This is a genomic window from Paenibacillus sp. oral taxon 786 str. D14 (genome assembly GCF_000159955.1).
GTDB lineage: Bacteria > Bacillota > Bacilli > Paenibacillales > Paenibacillaceae > Fontibacillus > Fontibacillus phoenicis.
Genome location: NZ_GG695971.1, coordinates 364,384 through 384,980, shown reverse-complemented (window position 1 = coordinate 384,980; position 20,597 = coordinate 364,384). Strand labels below are relative to the sequence as shown.

General features: G+C 53.2%; 21 protein-coding genes. 10 read left to right on the top strand and 11 right to left on the bottom strand.

Annotation, left to right across the window (positions count from 1 at the left end; all coding sequences use genetic code 11):
- The first annotated feature begins 5 nt into the window (after nucleotides 1–5).
- From POTG_RS04775 to POTG_RS04755, 5 genes are all read left to right on the top strand, one after another.
- Complete coding sequence (locus POTG_RS04775) at nucleotides 6–692, top strand: DNA-3-methyladenine glycosylase family protein (RefSeq protein WP_009223672.1); 687 nt, start codon at nucleotides 6–8, stop codon at nucleotides 690–692.
- 96 nt (nucleotides 693–788) lie between these two features.
- Nucleotides 789–2,087 (top strand): ArnT family glycosyltransferase, encoded by a 1,299-nt coding sequence (locus POTG_RS04770; protein WP_009223671.1) that lies wholly within the window; start codon nucleotides 789–791, stop codon nucleotides 2,085–2,087.
- Entirely contained in the window at nucleotides 2,084–2,809 is a 726-nt protein-coding gene (locus tag POTG_RS04765; RefSeq protein ID WP_009223670.1) for a glycosyltransferase family 2 protein, read from the top strand. The genes POTG_RS04770 and POTG_RS04765 overlap by 4 nt, the downstream gene beginning before the upstream one ends.
- On the top strand, nucleotides 2,810–3,163 hold the full coding sequence (locus POTG_RS04760) for a DUF2304 domain-containing protein (protein ID WP_009223669.1): 354 nt from the start codon (nucleotides 2,810–2,812) through the stop codon (nucleotides 3,161–3,163).
- Nucleotides 3,147–3,494, top strand: a complete 348-nt coding sequence (locus tag POTG_RS04755) for an EamA family transporter (RefSeq protein WP_036644188.1) — start codon at nucleotides 3,147–3,149, stop codon at nucleotides 3,492–3,494. The genes POTG_RS04760 and POTG_RS04755 overlap by 17 nt, the downstream gene beginning before the upstream one ends.
- 16 nt (nucleotides 3,495–3,510) lie before the next feature.
- On the opposite strand, the gene POTG_RS04750 is transcribed toward POTG_RS04755, so the two are convergent.
- Nucleotides 3,511–3,963, bottom strand: coding sequence for a V4R domain-containing protein (locus tag POTG_RS04750; RefSeq protein WP_036644186.1), 453 nt, complete (start codon nucleotides 3,961–3,963; stop codon nucleotides 3,511–3,513).
- 195 nt (nucleotides 3,964–4,158) lie between these two features.
- Here POTG_RS04750 and POTG_RS04745 point away from each other — a divergent pair, with 195 nt between their 5' ends.
- Nucleotides 4,159–4,869 (top strand): Crp/Fnr family transcriptional regulator, encoded by a 711-nt coding sequence (locus POTG_RS04745; protein ID WP_009223666.1) that lies wholly within the window; start codon nucleotides 4,159–4,161, stop codon nucleotides 4,867–4,869.
- A gap of 354 nt (nucleotides 4,870–5,223) precedes the next feature.
- Here the strand turns inward: POTG_RS04745 and POTG_RS04740 are convergent, their stop codons facing one another.
- The 5 genes from POTG_RS04740 to cidR form a co-directional block, all read right to left on the bottom strand.
- Nucleotides 5,224–7,119: an ABC transporter ATP-binding protein gene (locus POTG_RS04740; protein ID WP_009223665.1), complete on the bottom strand. Its 1,896-nt coding sequence runs from the start codon at nucleotides 7,117–7,119 to the stop codon at nucleotides 5,224–5,226.
- Complete coding sequence (locus POTG_RS04735) at nucleotides 7,116–8,843, bottom strand: ABC transporter ATP-binding protein (protein WP_009223664.1); 1,728 nt, start codon at nucleotides 8,841–8,843, stop codon at nucleotides 7,116–7,118. The genes POTG_RS04740 and POTG_RS04735 overlap by 4 nt, the downstream gene beginning before the upstream one ends.
- A 30-nt stretch (nucleotides 8,844–8,873) precedes the next feature.
- Entirely contained in the window at nucleotides 8,874–9,344 is a 471-nt protein-coding gene (locus POTG_RS04730) for a MarR family winged helix-turn-helix transcriptional regulator (protein WP_009223663.1), read from the bottom strand.
- Between the two features lie 179 nt (nucleotides 9,345–9,523).
- The gene (gene pdaA, locus POTG_RS04725; RefSeq protein WP_009223662.1) at nucleotides 9,524–10,360 is read right to left on the bottom strand and encodes a delta-lactam-biosynthetic de-N-acetylase; all 837 of its coding nucleotides are present in this window, start codon (nucleotides 10,358–10,360) and stop codon (nucleotides 9,524–9,526) included.
- 76 nt (nucleotides 10,361–10,436) lie between these two features.
- Nucleotides 10,437–11,330, bottom strand: a complete 894-nt coding sequence (gene cidR / locus POTG_RS04720; protein WP_009223661.1) for a cidABC operon transcriptional activator CidR — start codon at nucleotides 11,328–11,330, stop codon at nucleotides 10,437–10,439.
- Between the two features lie 140 nt (nucleotides 11,331–11,470).
- Here cidR and POTG_RS04715 point away from each other — a divergent pair, with 140 nt between their 5' ends.
- Nucleotides 11,471–11,842 (top strand): CidA/LrgA family protein, encoded by a 372-nt coding sequence (locus POTG_RS04715; RefSeq protein ID WP_036644313.1) that lies wholly within the window; start codon nucleotides 11,471–11,473, stop codon nucleotides 11,840–11,842.
- On the top strand, nucleotides 11,839–12,522 hold the full coding sequence (locus POTG_RS04710) for a CidB/LrgB family autolysis modulator (RefSeq protein ID WP_009223659.1): 684 nt from the start codon (nucleotides 11,839–11,841) through the stop codon (nucleotides 12,520–12,522). The genes POTG_RS04715 and POTG_RS04710 overlap by 4 nt, the downstream gene beginning before the upstream one ends.
- A gap of 342 nt (nucleotides 12,523–12,864) precedes the next feature.
- Here the strand turns inward: POTG_RS04710 and POTG_RS04700 are convergent, their stop codons facing one another.
- Nucleotides 12,865–13,842: a Gfo/Idh/MocA family protein gene (locus tag POTG_RS04700; RefSeq protein WP_009223657.1), complete on the bottom strand. Its 978-nt coding sequence runs from the start codon at nucleotides 13,840–13,842 to the stop codon at nucleotides 12,865–12,867.
- Between the two features lie 177 nt (nucleotides 13,843–14,019).
- Between POTG_RS04700 and POTG_RS04695 the strand changes: the two genes are divergently transcribed.
- Nucleotides 14,020–14,670 (top strand): nitroreductase family protein, encoded by a 651-nt coding sequence (locus POTG_RS04695; protein ID WP_009223656.1) that lies wholly within the window; start codon nucleotides 14,020–14,022, stop codon nucleotides 14,668–14,670.
- Between the two features lie 272 nt (nucleotides 14,671–14,942).
- Entirely contained in the window at nucleotides 14,943–16,319 is a 1,377-nt protein-coding gene (gene gdhA / locus POTG_RS04690; protein ID WP_036644179.1) for an NADP-specific glutamate dehydrogenase, read from the top strand.
- Nucleotides 16,320–16,391: 72 nt separating this feature from the next.
- Here gdhA and POTG_RS04685 read toward each other — a convergent pair whose 3' ends face one another.
- The 4 genes from POTG_RS04685 to POTG_RS04670 all read right to left on the bottom strand — a co-directional run.
- Complete coding sequence (locus POTG_RS04685) at nucleotides 16,392–17,570, bottom strand: NAD(P)/FAD-dependent oxidoreductase (protein ID WP_009223654.1); 1,179 nt, start codon at nucleotides 17,568–17,570, stop codon at nucleotides 16,392–16,394.
- Between the two features lie 15 nt (nucleotides 17,571–17,585).
- Nucleotides 17,586–18,026, bottom strand: a complete 441-nt coding sequence (locus tag POTG_RS04680; protein WP_009223653.1) for a DUF1641 domain-containing protein — start codon at nucleotides 18,024–18,026, stop codon at nucleotides 17,586–17,588.
- Between the two features lie 219 nt (nucleotides 18,027–18,245).
- Entirely contained in the window at nucleotides 18,246–19,145 is a 900-nt protein-coding gene (locus POTG_RS04675) for a LysR family transcriptional regulator (RefSeq protein ID WP_009223652.1), read from the bottom strand.
- 756 nt (nucleotides 19,146–19,901) lie between these two features.
- Nucleotides 19,902–20,597: amino acid ABC transporter ATP-binding/permease protein (locus POTG_RS04670; protein WP_009223651.1), on the bottom strand; the 696-nt coding region annotated here is incomplete at its 5' end.

Genomic DNA, 20,597 nt, shown 5'->3' with positions numbered 1-20,597 from the left:
TCCCCATGAACCATGGGAAACCGGTATTTGAGCTCCACCCCGATGACCCCCGGGTCAAGGCGCTGGCCAGCGCCGATCCCCGGATGGGCCGGCTGATCGCCCTGATTGGAAGCCTTGCGACCAAACCGCAAGGCCCTTTGTTCACCGAGCTGGCTCGCTCAATCATCAGCCAGCAAATCTCGGTCAAGGCCGCCTCCACCATTCGCGGCCGTGTCATCGAGTTGGCCGGGGAACTGTCCCCGGCCGCCCTCTTGGCCCAAAGCGACGCCGACCTGCGCGCCGCCGGGCTGTCCGCTTCCAAAGTCGCTTACCTCAAAGATTTAAGCGACAAAGTCCAATCCGGTCAGCTTGACCTGGACCGGCTGCAGGAGCTTGATGATGAGGAAGTCATCAAGCAGCTGGTTTCCGTGAAAGGCATCGGCCGTTGGTCGGCCGAGATGTTCCTCATCTTTGCCTTGGGCCGGGAGCATGTCGTTTCCTATGGGGATGCCGGTCTGCAGCGGGCGGCAAAATGGGTGTATGACATGGAAGAGCGCCCGGACCGCAAATATTTGCAGCAAGCAGCCGCGCAGTGGCCATCCTACGGCTCCATCGCCTCGCTTTATTTATGGGAAGCCATCAACCGGGGACATGTGGATTCGGGAGAAACCTTCAGCGAGCAGCTGACCAGTTTCGGCATTCAGACAGATTAAGCTTGTCGAAGGAATATTTTGGATATATTATAATATGGAAGGTGATATTTTCTAGTTTTTAGAGATAAATTATAAAAAAAGTGGGGTTGAATCACTGTGTTCTCGTTATCGGAAGTCCGTCGACCGGTCAAGTGGTATTTGTTCGGTCTGATCGCATTTGTGGGCATTGTATCGAGTCTTATCGTCCTGATCTACAACGATTATTTCCTCTTGGGCGACCCGGTTCACCCGAACAATGATGACGTGAAGTATATTCAATCCGCACGCCTTCTCCTGAATGAAGGCGTACTTGCCTATAATACCAAGGAGGCACCTTCCGCCTTCATCATGCCCGGGCTGCCGCTGATGCTGTCCGGGTTTATGGCGGTTTTCGGCCAGGAACAGGGCGGCATCGTCGCCTTTCGCCTGTTCCAGTGCCTTCTGCAAGCGTTGTGCATTTATCTTATCTTTTGGATCGGTCGACGCACTTTCAACACCCGGGCGGCGCTGATCGCCTGCACCGTGTCCGCTTTCTACCCGCCCGATTACTTTTCCTCCGGAGTCATTCTTTCAGAAACGACTTTTCGCACGTTGCTTCTGCTTCTCGTCTGTTGCACCATCCTGGCCATGGACCGAGGCGGATCCGCTTTATACGTCCTCATCGGCGTCCTGACGGCTGCGGCAGCTTACTTAAAGCCACATGCTTCCTTGTACCCCGCCGTTTTTCTGATCATTTGGCTGCGCATGAAGCTTCCTTGGCGGACGATGTTGAAATACACCCTTCTCATAGGGGTTACTTATGCTCTGCTGTTGACCCCTTGGTGGATCCGCAACTGGGTCACGTTTCATGAGTTTATCCTGTTCACCAATTCTGGCGGAAGTCCGTTCTTGCTCGGCACGCGCATCCGTTGGCAACTGCCGCCGGCTGGCTTCTTTGAGGCTTATCCTCAATACGATCCGCAAACGATATTCCAAGGCGCCGATTCCGCGGCGATCCGCAAGGGGCTGGATATCCTCCGGTACGGATTTACGCATGAGCCGATGAAATATTTGTATTGGTATACGTTGGGAAGATGGGTGGAGCTGTATTTCCATCCGTTTTATTCGCGCTCGTTTTGGCCGATCAGCCGCCCGGTAATGGACATTATCCAAGTCGTGATGATGTACGTCAATATGGCCGGCATTTTATGGGCCGTAACGAAGAACCGTCTGAAGCTGGACCGCCTGCTCCCTCTCTTGTTGGCGCTGGCTTATTTCACGGTGATTTATATTCCGTTCGTAGCGTTTAACCGATACGGTTATCCCAATATGACGCTGCTGATCCTGTTCGGGTCTTATCTGATTGGCGACCTGGTCGCCCGAGTTCTGCGCCGCTCCCATCACCGGTCCGCGCGAAAGGGGGCCTGTGACTCATGATGCCAAAACCACCGCGTATACTGATCATCATACCGGCTTATAACGAGGAAGCCAGCATCGGCTCGGTCATTCGGGATATCCGTAAGCACGCGCCGGAGGCTGATATCCTCGTCATTAACGACGGTTCCTCCGACCGGACGGAGAACTGTGCCCGGGAAGCCGGAGCCAAGGTGCTGACGCTGCCTTACAATGTCGGGATCGGCGGGGGAATGCAGACCGGTTATCTCTACGCCAAACAAAAAGGCTATGACATTGCCATACAAATGGACGCCGACGGCCAGCATCCGGCAGAAGAATTGCATAAGCTGATCGCCGGAATCGCAGACCAGGATCTTGTAATCGGCTCCCGGTTCCTAGGGACCGCTTCCTTCCGGTCGTCCACGGCGAGACGGGCAGGAATCGTCTTCTTCTCCAAGCTCGTCTCTTGGGTTACCGGCGAACGCTTCACCGACACGACCAGCGGCTTTCGCGCCGCCAGCCGTAAGGTCATCGAGCTGTACGCCCGGTATTATCCAACCGATTATCCCGAAGTGGAATCGATCGTGTATTTGAAGCGCCATGGCTGCCGGATCGTCGAAATCCCGGTGCAAATGCGCGCCCGCACCACCGGAAGATCGTCGATTACCCCTTGGCGTTCGGTTTACTATATGGTGAAGGTGACATTATCCGTGCTCATGAGCGCATTGCGGCGCCCGCTTCACCAGAAGGCGGTGACAGAATAAATGTCGATTTACATTTTATCCGTGTTAGTTGCCGCGGTGTTCCTCTTATTCGTCCTGGAATTGGTCCGCCGCCAAAAACTAAGAGAACAATACTCCCTGCTCTGGATTTTGTTCAGTGTCGTTCTGCTGATCTGCTCCACGCATATCGGGCTCATCGAATGGATCGCTGATCAGCTGGGCGTCAAGTATGCACCTGCAGTATTGTTTCTGTTTGGTCTGCTCTTCTGCTTCGCATTAATTCTGCACCTGACGATCGTCATTACTCGCCTAACCGCCCAGGTGCTGCGCTTAACCCAAGAAATCGTCATCCTTAAAGAACGGGAGGCGGTCCGTGAAAATGGACAAAACCATTAGTTACCTGCTGCTATTCGGCAATATCCTGCTTCTTGTGACAGGACAAGTTCTGTTTAAAATCGGCCTGGCCCGCACCGGCGGGCTTCACTGGAGCAAGCTGGCGTCCTCACCCGCAGTGATCGGCGGCATCGCTTTGTATGGGATAGCTACCTTGCTATGGTTTGCCGTGTTGTCCCGCCTCCCGCTGAGCGTCGCTTATCCGCTCCAAGCGCTGGCGTACGTCCTGGCGCTTCTTCCGGCCTATTTCCTGTTCCACGAAACGATCACTTGGAACAAGCTGCTTGGCGTGATCGTCATTTTACTCGGCGTTTTTTTGTTGGCGAAATCATAGACACAAGTAGAATCAATTAATTATAGATTCGGACTTCATACTCACAGTGTTCGTCGCCACTTACATTACATTTTGTTTCTCGTACGCTCACTTTTCGACCGAGCAGCTTTCCTAGCGCCCCTTCCAGAATGGCGCCCTCCAGATCGCACACCTTCTTCTCCTCCATCACCGGCAAGCCCTTGCAAAAACAATCCTCTATCGCAATCCGCAGCAATCGCTCACTTTGCTCCACAACCTGTGGCAATCCGATCTGCAGCTCAGTAAATAAATGGAGCAGCTCGTCCAACGTGGTGACGGGCAAGCTTTCGCCGATTTTACGGCCGATGGAGGCGGTGGTTCCTTTCCCCTCCAGAGGCAGCCCCTGCCGCATCCCAATCAGGCGAATCGCCCGGAACAACTCCAGCGGCACCTGATCCCCCAGCTCAGTACGGTCGATTTGTCGCAATTCATCAAACGTGAATTCTTTCATCTGTCTTCCTCTCCTAACCATAGAACTGAACTCTATCCGTTGATAGGTTTAATTTCCCATATTCAGGTCCGGAAAACCTTGATCTTCATCAAGAATTCGACAGATATATTGTGATAATAATCACTAGTCAAACACCTAGCAACGGTTAAGTTAGAAGTAGATGAATACATCTTTCCAAGAAAGGAGAGATCACAGATGAAGTCCTGTGCTTGCCACATTCGAGATACAGCCACGGCTCCATCCTGTCTGGCACGTGTTCCGGTTTTTGCGCAGCTGCGCCAAACGGAGGTAGAACTGCTCCATTCCGTCATGCGTACCTCGCAGTTCCATAAAGGCGAGATCATTTTCCGCGAAGGAGATCGTTCCGATTCGCTGTTTGTGGTGAGCCGCGGAATCATTAAGCTGACGAAGCTGGAGGATAACGGCAAAGAGCATCTCATCCGGCTGCTGTTTCCAGGGGACTTCTTCGGCCAGTTTTCTCTGTTACAGGAAAAACCCCATTACGCTAGTGCCATCGCGGCGGACACGACCGGCATCTGCCGGATTCACCGCAGCGATTTTCTTGATATTTTGCGGCGCGATCCCGATACGGCGGCCCGGTTTATGACCGCGCTTAGCGCCCAACTGGAGGAGGCCGACGCCTGGGCAGCCGTACTGACCTTGCTTGAGGCCGATCGGCGTCTCGCCAAGATGCTCTTATACTTCCGCCGCAAAGCTGCGCCAAACTCCCGGGAATTCACCTTGCCCGTGTCCAAAAAAGACCTCGCCTCCCTCATCGGCGCCACACCAGAGACGCTCAGCCGCAAGCTGCGTCAGCTTAGCGACGAGGGCGTGTTAACCGTAACGCGTCGGCAGTTGCTCATCCGCGATGAAGCAGCACTGTGCCACCTGGCCGGCGAGGGCTAGGCGGCGATAGGAACAGCCCTGGTCTGGCCCTGGCTGCAAGCCAGGGTGAGCTTTTGATTGTCTGTCCTGACGCTTTGCACGATTATCCCTTTTGACCAGCTCTTTTACACCATTATCCCGTTTGCTCAGTTTTCAAATTATAACGGCTGGAGAGGCTAGTATCCCGTTGACTCAGATTACAGAAGCAGAGAAGAGCGTCTGCGCACAATTCCTCACCATCTGAAGGAAAGGGATAATCGTGTAAAGGGCTCCCTCAGAGATACCTCCCCGCCCCCTATCAAAAGAAAAACGCCCCTGACAAACAGGGGCGTACCTACAATGGTAAGTCTATACGAACGCGGGCCCTTCCGCCGCTTACACGGCCTCTGGCTCGAAGCTGCCTTTGGTGAATTGGCTGTTGTACAGGTCGGCATAGAAGCCGCCCAGTGCCAGCAATTCGTCGTGTGTACCTTTCTCGATCACGGTGCCGTGGTTCATCACGAGGATGAGATCGGCGTCGCGGATCGTGGATAGCCGATGGGCGATGACGAAGCTTGTTCTGCCTTTCATCAGCTCTTTCATCGCTTTTTGGATTTGCACCTCGGTCCGGGTATCGACGCTGCTTGTGGCTTCGTCGAGAATGAGGATCGCCGGATCAGCCAGGATGGCCCGGGCGATCGTCAAGAGCTGCTTCTGCCCTTGCGAAATGTTCGATGCTTCCTCGTTCAGCACGGTATTGTAACCGCCGGGCAGCGTGCGGATAAAGTGGTCGGCGTACGCCGTTTTGGCGGCGCGAACCACTTCCTCATCGGTGGCTCCTTCCCGGCCGTAGGCGATATTGTCGCGGATCGTGCCATTAAACAGCCACGTATCCTGCAGGACCATGCCGAACAGGCTGCGCAGGTCGCCGCGTCTCATCTCGGCGATATTTACTCCGTCCACGGTGATCGAACCGCCATTGACTTCGTAGAAACGCATTAACAGGTTGATCAGCGTCGTTTTGCCGGCGCCGGTTGGCCCGACGATGGCGATCATTTGTCCCTGTTTCACGTCGATGTTCATGTCTTCGATGAGCAAATGTTCCGGATCGTAACCGAACTGAACGTGATTGAACGCCACGTCGCCGCGAGGCTTCTCCAAAACCACCGGGTTCGCCACTTCCGGCACCTGCTCTTCTTCATCCAGGATTTCAAACACCCGTTCCGCCGAAGCGACGGTCGATTGAATGATGTTAGCGATGTTCGCCGTTTGTGTAATCGGCATCGTGAATTGACGGGCGTACTGGATAAACGCCTGCACGTCACCGATTTCAATCGATCTCTTGGTCACAAGGATCCCGCCGACCACCGACACCAGCACATATCCGATGTTGCCAATAAAGCTCATGATCGGCATGATCACGCCGGAGATAAATTGTGCCTTCCAACCGGCTTCATACAGCCGTTCGTTAATGGTGTCGAACTGCTCCAGCGATTTCGTTTCGCGGCCAAACGCCTTAATCACCTTGTGGCCGGTGTACATTTCTTCTACATGGCCGTTCAGCTGGCCAAGTTCTTTTTGCTGGCGAACAAACTGCTTCTGCGAGCGCTTGGCAATCGAGGTGATTGCCACAATGCTTAGCGGCAGCGTCAGCACCGCAATCAAGGTCATCAGCGGGCTGATCGACAGCATCATCACGATGACACCTATGATCGTCAGGATCGAGGTAATCAGCTGTGTCAAGCTTTGCTGCAACGTACCGGCAATGTTGTCTACGTCATTGGTGACCCGGCTGAGAATTTCCCCGTGCGTCCGGGCGTCAAAGTATTTTAGCGGCAGCTTGTTGAGCTTGGCATTCACGTCCTTCCGCAGGTCATACACCGTCTTCTGGGCTACGCCAGCCATCAAATACTGCTGGAAATAGCTAAACAACGCACTCAGCACATACAGTCCGATCAAAACCATGATGATGTGCCATATATATTGAAAGTCGATCTCCGCGCCGGGAACCCCTTGAACCTTCGCGACGATTCCTTCAAACAGCTTGGTCGTCGCCTTCCCCATCACCTTCGGGCTAAAGATGCTGAACAGGGTGCTCAGGATGGCCATCACGAATACGGCCACTAATTGATATTTATGCGGTCTTAAGTACCGGATCAACCGTCTTAGGGTTCCTTTGAAATCCTTCGCTTTCTCCACCGGCATCCCCATGCCGGGGCCGCCAGGACCCGGACCATGCCCGGGACGAGGACCGCCGAATCCGCGTTTACCAGATGATTGCTCCCGACTCATGCGATCTCCTCCTCCGAAAGCTGCGAATACACGATTTCTTTATAGACATCGCAAGTTTGCATCAATTCTTGGTGCGTGCCGATGCCCGCGATTTGACTTTCGTTCATGACGATGATTTGGTCAGCGTCAAGCACAGTGCTCACCCGCTGCGCGACGATAATGACTGTGGCATCCTTCGTCTCTTCCTTCAAAGCAGCCCTCAGCTTCGCATCGGTCTTGAAGTCCAGCGCTGAGAAGCTGTCGTCAAAAATATAAATCTCCGCCGGACGAACCAAAGCGCGCGCAATCGACAGCCGTTGCTTTTGTCCGCCGGACACGTTAGTGCCGCCTTGAGCGATCGGGGATTCAAAACCTTGCTCCATCTTGGAAATAAAGTCGGTCGCCTGGGCAATATCCGCGGCGCGCCGCACTTCTTCGTCGCTTGCATCCTCTTTGCCATAACGGATGTTTTCGCTGATCGTTCCGGTGAACAACACCGCTTTTTGCGGGACAAACCCGATTTTGCTGCGCAGCTCCTCCTGGGTCATATCGCGGACATCCACACCGTCCACCCGGACACTTCCCTTCTGCACATCGTAAAACCGCGGGATCAAGCTGATCAACGTTGATTTCCCGGAGCCCGTCCCGCCGATGATCGCCGTGACCTGACCCGGCTTGGCGGTAAACGTAATATCCTGCACCGCCGGTTGCTCCGCGCCTGGATAGCTGAAGGTCACGTTTTGGAATTCGACCAGCCCTTGGGCTTCTGTCGCCGATTTGCCCTTCGCGGAATCCTTGATCACCGGAACCATATCCAGCACTTCATTGATCCGGATGGCCGAAGCCGACGCCCGCGGAATCATCACGAACATCATCGATACCATCACCAGCGAGAACATGATTTGCATCGCGTATTGCAGAAACGCCATCAAATCGCCGACTTGCATATGCTCGGAGTTGATCCGCAGCCCGCCAAACCAGATGATCGCTACGGAAGACAGGTTCATGACCAGCATCATGACCGGCATCATAAAAGCCATGATTTTGTTGACCTTGATCGACGTATCGGTCAAATCGAGGTTCGCCGCGTCGAACCGTTTGCTCTCATAGTCCGTCCGATTAAACGAACGGATGACGCGAATCCCGGTCAGGCTTTCGCGCATGACGAGATTCAGCTTATCGATTTTTTTCTGGATCGCTTTAAATAAAGGCAGCCCTTTCCGTGCGATCAGGAAGATCGCTCCGGCCAAGACCGGCAGAATCACCACCAGCACCAGCGACAGCGTGGCGTCCTTCGAGACGGCCATAATAATGCCGCCCAGACACATCATCGGCGCCATAACCATCATCCGCAGCATCATAATCAGCACTTGCTGAACTTGGGTAATATCGTTGGTCGTACGGGTGATCAGTGAGGCGGTACCGATGCGATCAAACTCCTCCAGTGAAAAGTTCGACACATGCTTGAACACCTTGCCCCGGAGCAGCTTCCCGAACCCCGTTGACGCTTTAGCGGAATAGTAGCTGGCGGCGATGGAACAGGCCATTCCTCCAAGCGCAACCAGCAGCATCAGACCGCCGATTTTCCAAATATACGGTGTGTCTCCATTCACGACCCCATTATCAACGATGTCGGACATCAGCGTCGGCAAATACAGCTCGGATAAGGTCTGAAAGAAGACAAATACAAGCACCGCCACCACAAGCCAGCGGTATGGTTTCAAATTGCGGAAAAGCTTGATCAATTTCCATCATCTCCACATGTTCGATTCGTATCATTGCTCTTGGCTTTTATTCGGGTTGGCCCTCATTTCCATATACGTGTAAACCTGCTCCAACAGTTCAATTAACTGCTGGCTCTTCTCCTCGCCTAGGTACTCAACCAATCCCTGGATTTGGGCCGACCTTTTCTTGGCGATCTCCTTGACCTGTGCGATTCCTTGCTCCGTCAGTTTGACGCGAACCGCCCGGCGGTCCTCCTTGTCGTTATAACGCAATACCATCCCGCGCTCTTCCAAGCTGCGAACCAGCGGCGTGACCGTCGGGGAAGCGACCTCTAGCATCGCGCTCAGCTCCGAGACCGTTACTCCGCGCTCATCCTTCTCCATGCCATGCAAAATATAAAACATCAATCGGACTTCGCTTGGTTTAAACTCCGATGGTGTTAGTTTGCTAAGATCCATTCTCCGAAAGCGGTGAAACGTCTTCAGCAGTCGATGCGCCTGCGAGTTGTCACCGGTGAACAAATCAATCCCTCCCGTCGATTTATTTTCATAACTTAATAATTAGGTATGCTATTAATTCGCAAGCCTAATTATAATAACCTGCCGAAGTGAAGTCAAGCGCCGTCAAATTTCAGACATAGATACAAAAAAAGACCGCACAACCGGACGAAACGCCCGATTGTTACGGTCTAAAATGGGAATCAGAGTGAAGGACGCGATTGCCCCGGTTTCAGCTCATACAGACTCTTGAACTCGTAGCCTTGCCGGCGGGCTTCATCGATGATGGCTCCCAGAGCCGCTGCATTGTCCTTGGAGACGGAGTGCAGGAGGATCACGGCGCCGGGATGCAACTGCGATACCACCTTCTGGTAAGCATAATCCGCTCCGCGTTGATCGTTCACATCCCAGTCCTTATAGGCCACGGACCAGAAAACATTCGTATACCCCAGCTCCTTCGTTACACGAAGCGTCCGATCGCTGAATATCCCGCGAGGCGGGCGCAAGAAGTCCATCTTAGCCTGCCCGGTGACCTGTGCCGTGGCTTGTTTTACCTTCTCCAGTTCTTCCCGAATTTGGGCGTCGGAGATCGTCGTCATATCCGGGTGGCTCCAGGAGTGGTTGCCGATCAGATGACCTTCGGCGACCATGCGCTTTAGCAGCTCCGGCTGATCCTTGATGTAGTGGCCAGTGACAAAAAATATCGCCGGCACCTTCTTCGCTTTCAACGTATCCAGGATCAGGGCGGTATAACCGTTCTCGTATCCGTTGTCAAACGTCAGGAATAGTTCTTTGCGCGAGGGATCTCCGAAGAAAATCGCGCCGTGCTTATCGATGATATCTTTGAACCCTTCCTCATTAATGGAGGGGAGCTGACCGCCGACGCTTTTTTTGAATCCGAAATGATGAGCGACGTCCGCTTGAGCATCCGCAACAGGGACCCCTGTCCCGAACAGCAAACCGACCAGCAATGAACAGATTAAAGCAAACTTCACAGCTGTCTCTCCTTCATGCTTTTCAAGGTAATCGAAATTCGACATGCGCCCTTACTATCTGTCAAATTCCCGGGAAATATGCACCTTTTCAAGCAACATCTCACCACATACTCATTCAAATTTATTCCGGATGGGGCGTCAGGACTTCCTGTGCAAACCGGATCCATTCGCGGGTGGCAAAAGACAAATACCGATCGTCACGCCAAATGATGCCAAGCTTCCACGGAATCACCGGGTTGACGAGCGGGATAATCCGCACGCCCTCGTCGTCGATTTCGCGGCAAATCGTTTCCGGCAGTAAAGTGATGCCGAGGCCGACGGCCACCATTTCACTGATCAGATCCCATTGGGAGCTCTCGTAGATGATATGCGGATGAAACCCGACCTTCGCGCACGCCCCGATAATGCGGTCATGCAGCGTAAAGTCCTCACGGAACAACACGAACCCGTCCGGGGCCAGCTCGGCCAATTCCACGCATTCCCGTTCTGCCAGCCGGTGCGAGGGATGGACGACCAAATTCAGCTTCTCCTCAACGAACGGAAAATAGCTCAGCTCCGCCTCCACCGTCGGCAGTACGGCCACGCCCACATCCAATGATCCCTTGGCAACGTCTTGCTCTACTTTTTTGGCGCCGTCCTCAAATAATTGGATCGTAATGTCGGGATAACGTTGATGAAACTCCCCAATCACCCTCGGAAAAAAGCTCGCCCCCACCATCGGCGGCAGCCCGATGCGAAGATGTCCCTTCTTTAAATTTCGTAAGTCGTCAAGCTCTGCCATCAGATTCTGGAAGGAGGTCACGATCTGTTGGGCTTGCGTAGCGATAATCCGTCCCGCGTCGGTCAGCTCGATCTTTTTGCCAACGCGGTCAAACAGCACCACCCCAAGCTCCTCCTCCAACGCCTTGATCGTTTTGCTGATGGTAGGTTGCGTGATATACAGCGCCTCAGCCGCCTTCGTGAAGCTGCGCAGCCGTGCGACTTCGATTAAAACCTGCATTTGTCGGATATCCAACCGCCTGCTCCCCTTTAACTCGATTTTCTATAACAGATTGGAATGGTATTTATTCTGTATATTCATTTTACTCATGAAAATAATCGATGTAAAATTTCATTACTAACCAAAACAAGAAGGGAGCTGCTGAAATGAACAAGATGAAAGAGATCGGCATCGGGATTGTTCAAGTCGCCATCCTGTTCTTCGCCGCGATGGCCTTGAATAAGGTCGCGGAGCTGCTCCATTTACCGATACCGGGTTCCATTATTGGCATTGCCGTGCTGTTTATCTTGTTAAAAACAGGCGTCGTCAAGCTGAAATGGATTGAACGGGGCGCCAATTGGCTGCTGGCCGAGCTGCTGCTGTTCTTCGTTCCTGCTGCCGTCGGCGTCATGCAATACATTCCTTTGCTCGAAAGTGAAGGCGTACGGATCTTGATTGTGGTCATCCTGAGCACCGTCATCGTTATGGTTTGCTCCGGGCTTGTGGCAACACGCATCGAAAAACGAAAGGAGGGCCGAACCTCATGATCATTGGCGCACTATGTTTAGCTTCTACCCTCATTATCTATGCTTTATCTAAACGGCTGTATCGGATACGGCCAAGAGTGTATCTGTCCCCGTTGCTGATTACCCCGTTGATTCTGGTGATCGGCTTACTCTGGGCGCAGATTCCTTATGAAACTTATCATACCGGCGGAAAATGGCTGAGCAGCCTGCTGCAGCCAGCGACGATCGCGTTTGCCGTTCCGCTGTACAAATACTACAACGTCCTGAAAAAACACGCTGTAGAAATTCTCATTAGCGTACTTAGCGGCTCGGTAGTCGCGATGTTCTCTTCGGCTTTTCTGGCGGAATGGCTGCATCTGGACGCCCAATTGATTAACAGCTTGATTCCACGTTCAATTACGACACCTATCGCGATGAATGTATCGCAGGTGATCGGCGGCGTGCCGAATATTACCGCGGTCTTTGTTATTTTGACCGGCTTGCTTGGTGCCATGCTGGGACCGCTCGTGATGAGACTGTTCCGCATTGAAGGCGAGGTTGCCCGAGGCGTATTGTTCGGCACCAGTGCCCATGGCACCGGAACGTCCAAGGCGTTTGAGCTCAGCACTTTGACCGGGACGATCTCCAGCATCTCCATGATCCTAGCCGCCCTGTTTACATTAGGGGTCGCTCCGATGCTGATCGCTGTGTTGCACTTCTAGCCCTACGGCACTTTCAGCCAATCAGGGTACTTCGTTTAGGTTCCTCCAAATTTCATATATTGATGCTTGAAGCCTCGCCGAAGCGGGGCTCTTTTTTTGTCGCTTAAAATCAAAGAACCCCCTTGCCTTACGCCCTTCAGACTGCGGCAATGCGGACAATTTTCTTTGACGCACACCTTTTCCTTCAAGGCCTGAAGATTCCGAATAACGAAGCCTTTGCGGCTGACCTGGACGATGCCTTCCTTGCGGAGGCTGGTCAATTTTGGGCTAGATTTCCCTTCATTCCCTCGTCTCTCCTTTCCTCTAGACAGAATCAGGATAAGATGGAGAAAAAATTTTTCCTTACTCCCCAATGCAAACCGGATTCCCCGTCCGGGCCGACTCCAGGGCGGCACAGGTGATCTGCTGCGTTTTCACAGCATCGGCATAATCGGACAAGATCCGCGACGTATCGCCGGTACGCAGGGCATGGATAAACGCCTCCGTTTCAGCTAAGTAGGGGTTGTCCTTCCCCGTGTAGGCCGTCTTGGTCCCCGGCAGATCGATCTCCAGCCGTTCCGGGCTCCAAGACAAAATACCGGCATCGGTATACAATTTCAGCCCTACCTCAGATACGCCGCCGGGCAAGATACAGGTATTGGAGATGGTAGCAACCGCCCCGCTTTGCAGCTTCATCGTGACGGTACCAACATCCGGGACGGTGACGTTATCGAAGCGTTCCTGCACCATGCGATTACCGTAGGCGGCATACACCTCGCGGACCTCGCCGGCGGTATAGCGAAGCAGGTCTACAATATGGGTCGTCTGTTCCACGAACTGTCCGCCGGAACCCTCTTGGCTACGCCACCAGGCCACTTGCGGCATATCGCCCATCCAAGTGCCTAAAGCCATCCCAATCTTCCGGCCTTCCAGCGATTCCTTCAGCTGACGGATCGATTCTTTATAACGAAAATGATAGCCTACCGCATGAACTAACGGCTTTTGCTCCAACCGCGAGAGGATTCGTTGCGGCGTCTCCAAGTCCGCAGCCAGCGGCTTCTCCACGAAAAAGGGAATGCCCCGCTCGATCAGCTCGGTTTCAATCTCCCCGTGCGCCATTGGCGGGATACAGAGGTAAACAGCATCCAGCTTCAGTGAATCCAGCATATCCGTGAGGTTCCCGAAGCCAATCGCTCCTGGGTAGCGGTCTGCCAAGGCCTGTGCTTTCGCGGCTGTCGTTCCGGTAACCCCTGTCACGCGAACGCCGTCCAAACTTGCCAAAGTATCCCCATGCACCTTGCTAAACCAACCTGTTCCAACGATTCCGATCTGTAATGTCATGTGTACCCCTCCCTGTATGATCAAACTGTCATCGACCAACTACCTCTTTAAGATACTGTTTATCCTTAAGAACCACAAGTTTTGGTGCTCTGCCACCTTTCTCATTAACTGTACTTGAAATTATTACAGTTACATTTTATACTAGTCACAGGAAAAAAATGAAAGGGTGGAGAGAACATGAGCACGTTAAATCAAGTGGACGTCAAAGATTTTTATACCGTACTTAAAGAGAGACATTCTGTTCGAGCCTATGACCCGTCTGTGAAAATTCCCCGCGAGGAATTGAAAGAGATCATCGAGCTTTCATTGTCCGCTCCGTCCTCATCTAATCTGCAACCGTGGCGTTTCCTGGTCATCGACGAGCCTGAGCTGAAGCAGAAGTTGCTCCCGATCGCCAACAATCAGCAGCAGGTTGTGGATTCGTCCGCTGTGATTGCAGTACTGGGAGACCTTCGTTCGTATGAACGGGCCGAAGAGATCTACTCCGAGTCGGTGCGTCTTGGGACAATGACGGAGGAGGTCAAAAATAATTTTGTCGAGCGTCTGCAAAAAGGCTATGGCGGCATGGGACCGGAACGTTTGCATCAAGTCAATCTGTTGGACGCTGGACTGGTGTCGATGCAACTGATGCTGATCGCCAAAGCTAAAGGCTACGACACGGTACCTATGGGCGGATACAATGCGGAGCAATTTGCCGAAGCATTTGACGTACCGGAAACGTTGAAACCGATCTTGCTGATCGCGATTGGTAAAGCGGCAAAACCAGCTCATGCAACGGCGCGTTTGTCGGTAGACCAAGTAACTTATTGGAACTCTTTCCAGAAGTAATTTCCTTAAAAATCAGAACGACCGGAACCGCATGGAGGGATCCTGTGGAGCCGGTCTTTTTTGTCTGAACCGCCCATTCCCCGGACATAATACTCCTGTTCCGCCTTGCCACAAAGCCGTTCTTCCGCTCCAGTTCATCTCATTCGATCATCAAGTTGATCTCAAATTAGCTTTGTTAATAGCTGACATCAATATTACAATAGAGGTCATAATTATCGTGAAATGGTGAACGTACTCATCCGATTACGCACATCAGAAAGGTGGAGTGGATCATGGCTTTAACACAGCAACGCGAAGCAGGCCTGGAGGCGGCTCGCAAATATGTAGATCAGGTATACGAGACCGTTCAAAAACGGAATCCAGGGGAATCGGAATTCCATCAGGCCGTCAAGGAAATCCTTGACTCACTGGTTCCTGTATTCGCCAAACATCCGAAATATCAAGAGCATGGGATTCTCGAACGCATCGTCGAGCCGGAACGAATGATCACTTTCCGCGTCCCTTGGGTGGATGACCAAGGCAAAGTGCAAGTGAACCGCGGCTTCCGGGTTCAATTTAACAGTGCGATTGGTCCTTATAAAGGCGGACTTCGTTTTCACCCGTCTGTCAATGCCAGCATCATCAAATTCCTTGGGTTTGAACAAATTTTCAAGAACTCGTTGACCGGCCAGCCAATCGGCGGCGGCAAAGGCGGATCTGACTTCGATCCGAAAGGCAAATCCGATCTCGAAGTGATGCGCTTTACCCAAAGCTTCATGACCGAGTTGTCCAAATACATCGGTCCAGACACCGACGTGCCTGCAGGCGATATTGGCGTTGGCGCTCGGGAAATCGGCTACATGTTCGGTCAATACAAACGGCTGTATGGCAATGAAACCGGCGTATTGACGGGGAAAGGCTTGAACTACGGCGGCAGCTTGACGCGGACTGAAGCTACCGGCTACGGGCTGGTTTACTTCACCAGCGAAATGCTGGCGAGTCGGGGCGATAGCTTCGCCGGGAAAACCGTCGTCGTCTCCGGTTCCGGGAACGTATCGATCTACGCGATTGAGAAGGCACAACAGCTTGGCGCGAAGGTCGTAGCTTGCAGTGACTCGAACGGATATGTCTACGACAAGAACGGCATTAATCTTGCAACAGTGAAGCGTTTGAAAGAAGTAGAACGCAAGCGGATCAAGGAATACGTGAACGAGCATCCTACTGCTGAATATGTAGAAGGCTGCCAAAATATTTGGAGCATCCCTTGCGACATCGCCTTGCCTTGCGCAACGCAAAACGAAATCAACGAAGCTTCGGCGAAACTGCTGGTGGCCAACGGCGTCAAATATGTAGCTGAAGGAGCCAACATGCCGTCCACGCTGGAAGCTATCGAAGTTTATCTGAACAATGACGTATACTTCGGACCAGCTAAGGCTGCAAATGCCGGCGGGGTTGCCGTTTCCGCTCTGGAAATGGCACAAAACAGCGCAAGACTCGCCTGGTCGTTTGAGGAAGTGGATGCTAAGCTGAAGGACATTATGCGCAACATCTACCAAAGCAGCGTAAACGCGGCTAAAGAATACGGTTATGACGACAACCTGGTTGTCGGCTCCAACATTGCCGGCTTCCTGAAAGTCGCTGACGCAATGATCGCTCACGGGGTTGTATAAAGAGCATAACGTAAAAAAAAGAGTCGCCCAGAGGATTCATCCTCTTGGGCGACGCTTTGTATTTAAGGAGCTTTAGTAAGCCAATGCATCCAGCGCTTTGATGTGGGACAGATAGCGGATGTTACTTGCTTCCTTCATCAACGTAGCTGGCAACCCGCGCAACTGGGTATTGCTTGCCCCGATGGTCGCTACAGCGTCTTTGCGTCCGAGCGAAGCCAGCGTACCGGAGTTGATCGGGCTGAATGCGTTCATCGTCTTGCCGTTGAGATACGCAAACAGATTGTAACCGATCAGCTCGCCCATTTGCCAAGCGATTTGCGCTGTCGGCGGGTAAGGACGACCGTCCGGACCCATAAATACGGCGCTGTCACCCGCAACGAATACGTCCGGATGGGAGACGGACTGCAGGAATTCATTCACCGAAGCACGGCCGCGGTTCACTTCCAGTCCCGATTCGCCAACCAGCGGATTGCCTTGCACGCCGCCCGTCCAAACGAAGGTGTTGGCCACGATCTTTTGCCCATCCTTGAGATCGATCGTGTTGCCTTCCACATTGGTCACCGGCAAGCCGGTCAAGAACTTCACGCCGCGTTTCTCGAGGCTGGCTGTGGCGCGCTCGATCAACTCGTCCGGCAGCACCGGCAAGATCTTAGGTCCAGCTTCCACGAGCATGAGCTTGATCTCGCTTTGAGGTACGCCGTATTTCTTCGTCAGTTCCGGCAGCTTATCCGCGATTTCGCCAACCAGCTCGACGCCAGTCAATCCGCCGCCGCCGATCACGATCGTAGCATCGGCTTCGTTGCCGCTTGCCGCATATTCGCGAATACGCGATTCGATATGCGCATAAATCCGTTTGGCATCGTCCGCCGATTTCAGCACCATGCTGTGCTTCTCCAAGCCCGGGATGCCGAAATACGCAGTAATGCTGCCCAGACCAACCACAAGGGCGTCATAAGACAACACAGTACCGTCGGAGAGCTTAACTTCTTTTTTGTCGACAGAAAAACTCTCAACCTTAGCGATCCGCAAATCGATGTCTTTGCCTTTAAACAGCTTATCGAGCGGCAAGGACACCGCGCGTTCGGAAATGCTGCCTGCGGCAAGGCGATGCAGCTCCGTAATGATTTGATGCGTCGGATATTGGTTCACCACCGTGATCCGCGCCTGCGATTTATCCATAAACTTACGGGCCGACAATGCGCTGAGTACGCCGCCATAGCCGGCGCCCAAAATTAAAATATGTTTTGACATAATCGTATTCCTCCGTTAGTTTTGTTGGCGGTCCCGTTCACCGGACACTTGAAGATACGCGTTAACGAACCGGAGCAGCTTTTGCGTTTGCGGGTCCTTCAGCATCTTCATCAACCCAAACACGCCAATGACTTCTTGGCTGTCCTCGGCACGATCCTTCGCTTCGATGACGTTAGCCGCCAAATGCTTCACCTTGCCAACAACTGGCCCGGCAATTTCCGAAATGGCGCCTACCGTGTCATTCTTCAGAATTTCATCCGTCGCCACCGCTTTGGCAAAATCATACGTTTTCGTCAAAACTCCAACGAGCTCATTTAATTTGGGAAGCTGCTCAACCAGAGCGGTCAGCGATTGCTGCACCTCCGGCTTCAAGAGCTGCTCCAGGAGCTCCTGCTGCCCACTTGCGGTACCAGCTACGGATTGCTCCGTTTTTGTTTCAGTAACTGTCTCTGACATATTCGATTCTCCTTTGCGATAATCTGAGGATTCGCTAGCCGAACTTCTGTTCAAGCATAGTGTTCCTCCTTTGGATGCCTCTAACCAATTTTAAGTTAGTGAAAATTTGCACATCTTAAACCTGAACAATCCGAATAAATTGTAACACATTTTCAAGAAAAAAGGACCGTGCAAGTGACAAAATTCACGGCCCTTATCGATATCATTTTTCGATGAATCCTAATTTCCGCATGATAACGGCAGGTTCTCTTTCAAAAAATCATAAAACAGCTTTTCCGTCGGCGCGAGCTCGCGATTCGCCGGAATGATCACCCCAACGTCCCGGGTGACCTGAGGCTCCATCATCGGCAGCGACACGATCGTGGAAGGAATATGCTCGCCGAGCGCAATCTCCGGAAGCAACGTCAACCCCAGCCCGGCGGACACCAGCCCCTTAATCGCGTCCAGATCATCCCCTTCAAACGACACCTTTGGTTGAAATCCGATTTTGTCGCAGGCGTCCACCACGATTTCCCGCAGAACAAAGCCTTTCGGGAATAATACGAATACATCCTCCCGCAGTTCGTCCAGCCCCACGGATTCACGGTCAGCCAAGCGATGTCCGGCAGGCAACAGCACCTTGAACTTTTCGCGGAATAACATTTCCCCTGTGACTTGGGGTTCCCCTTGGGGCACCGGACCAATCATGGCCAGATTCATCAAGCCGCCGCCGACCCAGTCCAGCAGCTCCCGATACGACCCATGCTGCAGTTGAAAATGCACCTCCGGATACCGGCGCCGAAACGCCGACACCACCGTCGGCACCAGGTTGGCCGCCAGACTGCTCGGGAAACCGATGCGGACCGTCCCGCGCTCCGGATCCAGATACTCGTTAATTTCCTGTCGCGCCTGCTCAAGGACCTTCATCATTTGCTCCATATGCTGCAGGAACTGCCGGCCGATGGGTGTCAGCTTCACCTTCCGGCCTTCATGGACAAACAGATCGACGCCCAGCTCTGCCTCCAGCTTAAAGATTTGCCGACTGACCGCCGACTGCGACACATGCAGCGCATACGACGCTTCCGTCACATGCTCCAGCTTGGCCGCCTCAATAAAGTATTGGATTTGTCTGAGCTCCATCCCCTCACCCCGTTAGCTGCATTTTTCAGGCTATACCCGATTGGGATTGACCAAACCCAAACTCTTATAGCTTACACCTCATGTAAATATATTAAGAACCATTATATCGGCTCCCTTGTGAAAACGGAAGCAGAAAAGGCTATTTATTGAGTAATATAACTAGTCCCTTCCTATAGTGGTTATAGTGGTGCCCGAAACGGGGGCTGATGAGCCAAGCGGGGCGACAGACGGGCAAAGTGAAGTTGCAGTTACGCAAAGTGAGGCGATGACAGTAAAGCGAAGCCGCTGATGAGCAAGGTAGGGCCGCATGAGCTGCAGACGAATAAAGTGCGGTGACAAACAACCTAAGTAAAGACACCAAAACGACCCATGCGAGACACCACGACGCCCCAAGCCAGACTACAAAAACTCCCCAAACACCTCAGACGTTCCAACCAAGGATGCAGGCGACTGAAGTGAAGCGCAAACGCCCTCTAAACGACCCTCCAAATGTAAAAGTACAGTTCATTTCACCCATTTCGACCGAAAAAAGGCGAATGGGATGTAAAAGTGCAGTTCATTTCAACGATTTCGTGGTTCCAGGGCAAAATTGGCCGAAATCAACTGCACTTTTGCAGCTCAAAGGGCTCATCGGCCGGAATTTGGCGGAAATCAAATGTACTTTTGCAGTTCGGCCATCTTGCTATACTTTTCTTAAATCTAAAAAACGGCGATGCCGGTTTCCCTTGCATCGCCGCCTTATTTTTAGTATGTGTCTTACTCCTCCGGACAATCCAGCCGGTACAAATTGCGGTACCGCGGTTCACGGGCTAGCAGCTCCGCATGGCTGCCGCGCATCACGATCCGTCCGTGCTCCATGAACACGATCTCGTCCATCTTTTCGGCACCAACAAGGTGGTGCGTCACCCAGATGAGCGACTTGCCCTGCGTCGAGCGGAAGATCGTCGCCAGCAGCTCGCGTTCCGTGCGCGGATCGAGGCCGACGGTTGGCTCATCGAGGATGAGCACAGGCGTATCCTGCAGGAGGATCCGCGCCAGGGCGACGCGCTGCCGTTCGCCGCCGGAGAACCGCTGGCCGGTCTCACGCATCGGCGTGTCCAGCCCCTGCGGCAGCTCCGCAATCAACGGGCCGAGCTGCGCCGCCTGCGCGGCCCGCGCGATCTCCTCGTCCGTAGCCGTAGGCCGGCCGAGCCGGATGTTGTTCGCCACCGTGGTGTCGAACAAGTGGGGGCTTTGATTCAGCACGGAGATGACTTCCGGCATCCGCTCGCCGTAGGCGGCGGCTGGGATGCCGTTAATTTCGACCGTGCCTGCGCTTGGGGCAAGCGCCCCCTGGATCAGCTTCAGCAGCGTCGACTTGCCGGCGCCGCTGCGGCCGATCACCATCACCCGCTTGCCCTGCGGGATGTCCAGCGAGACGCCGTCCACGGAATCGGCGTCTTCCGCGGCGTA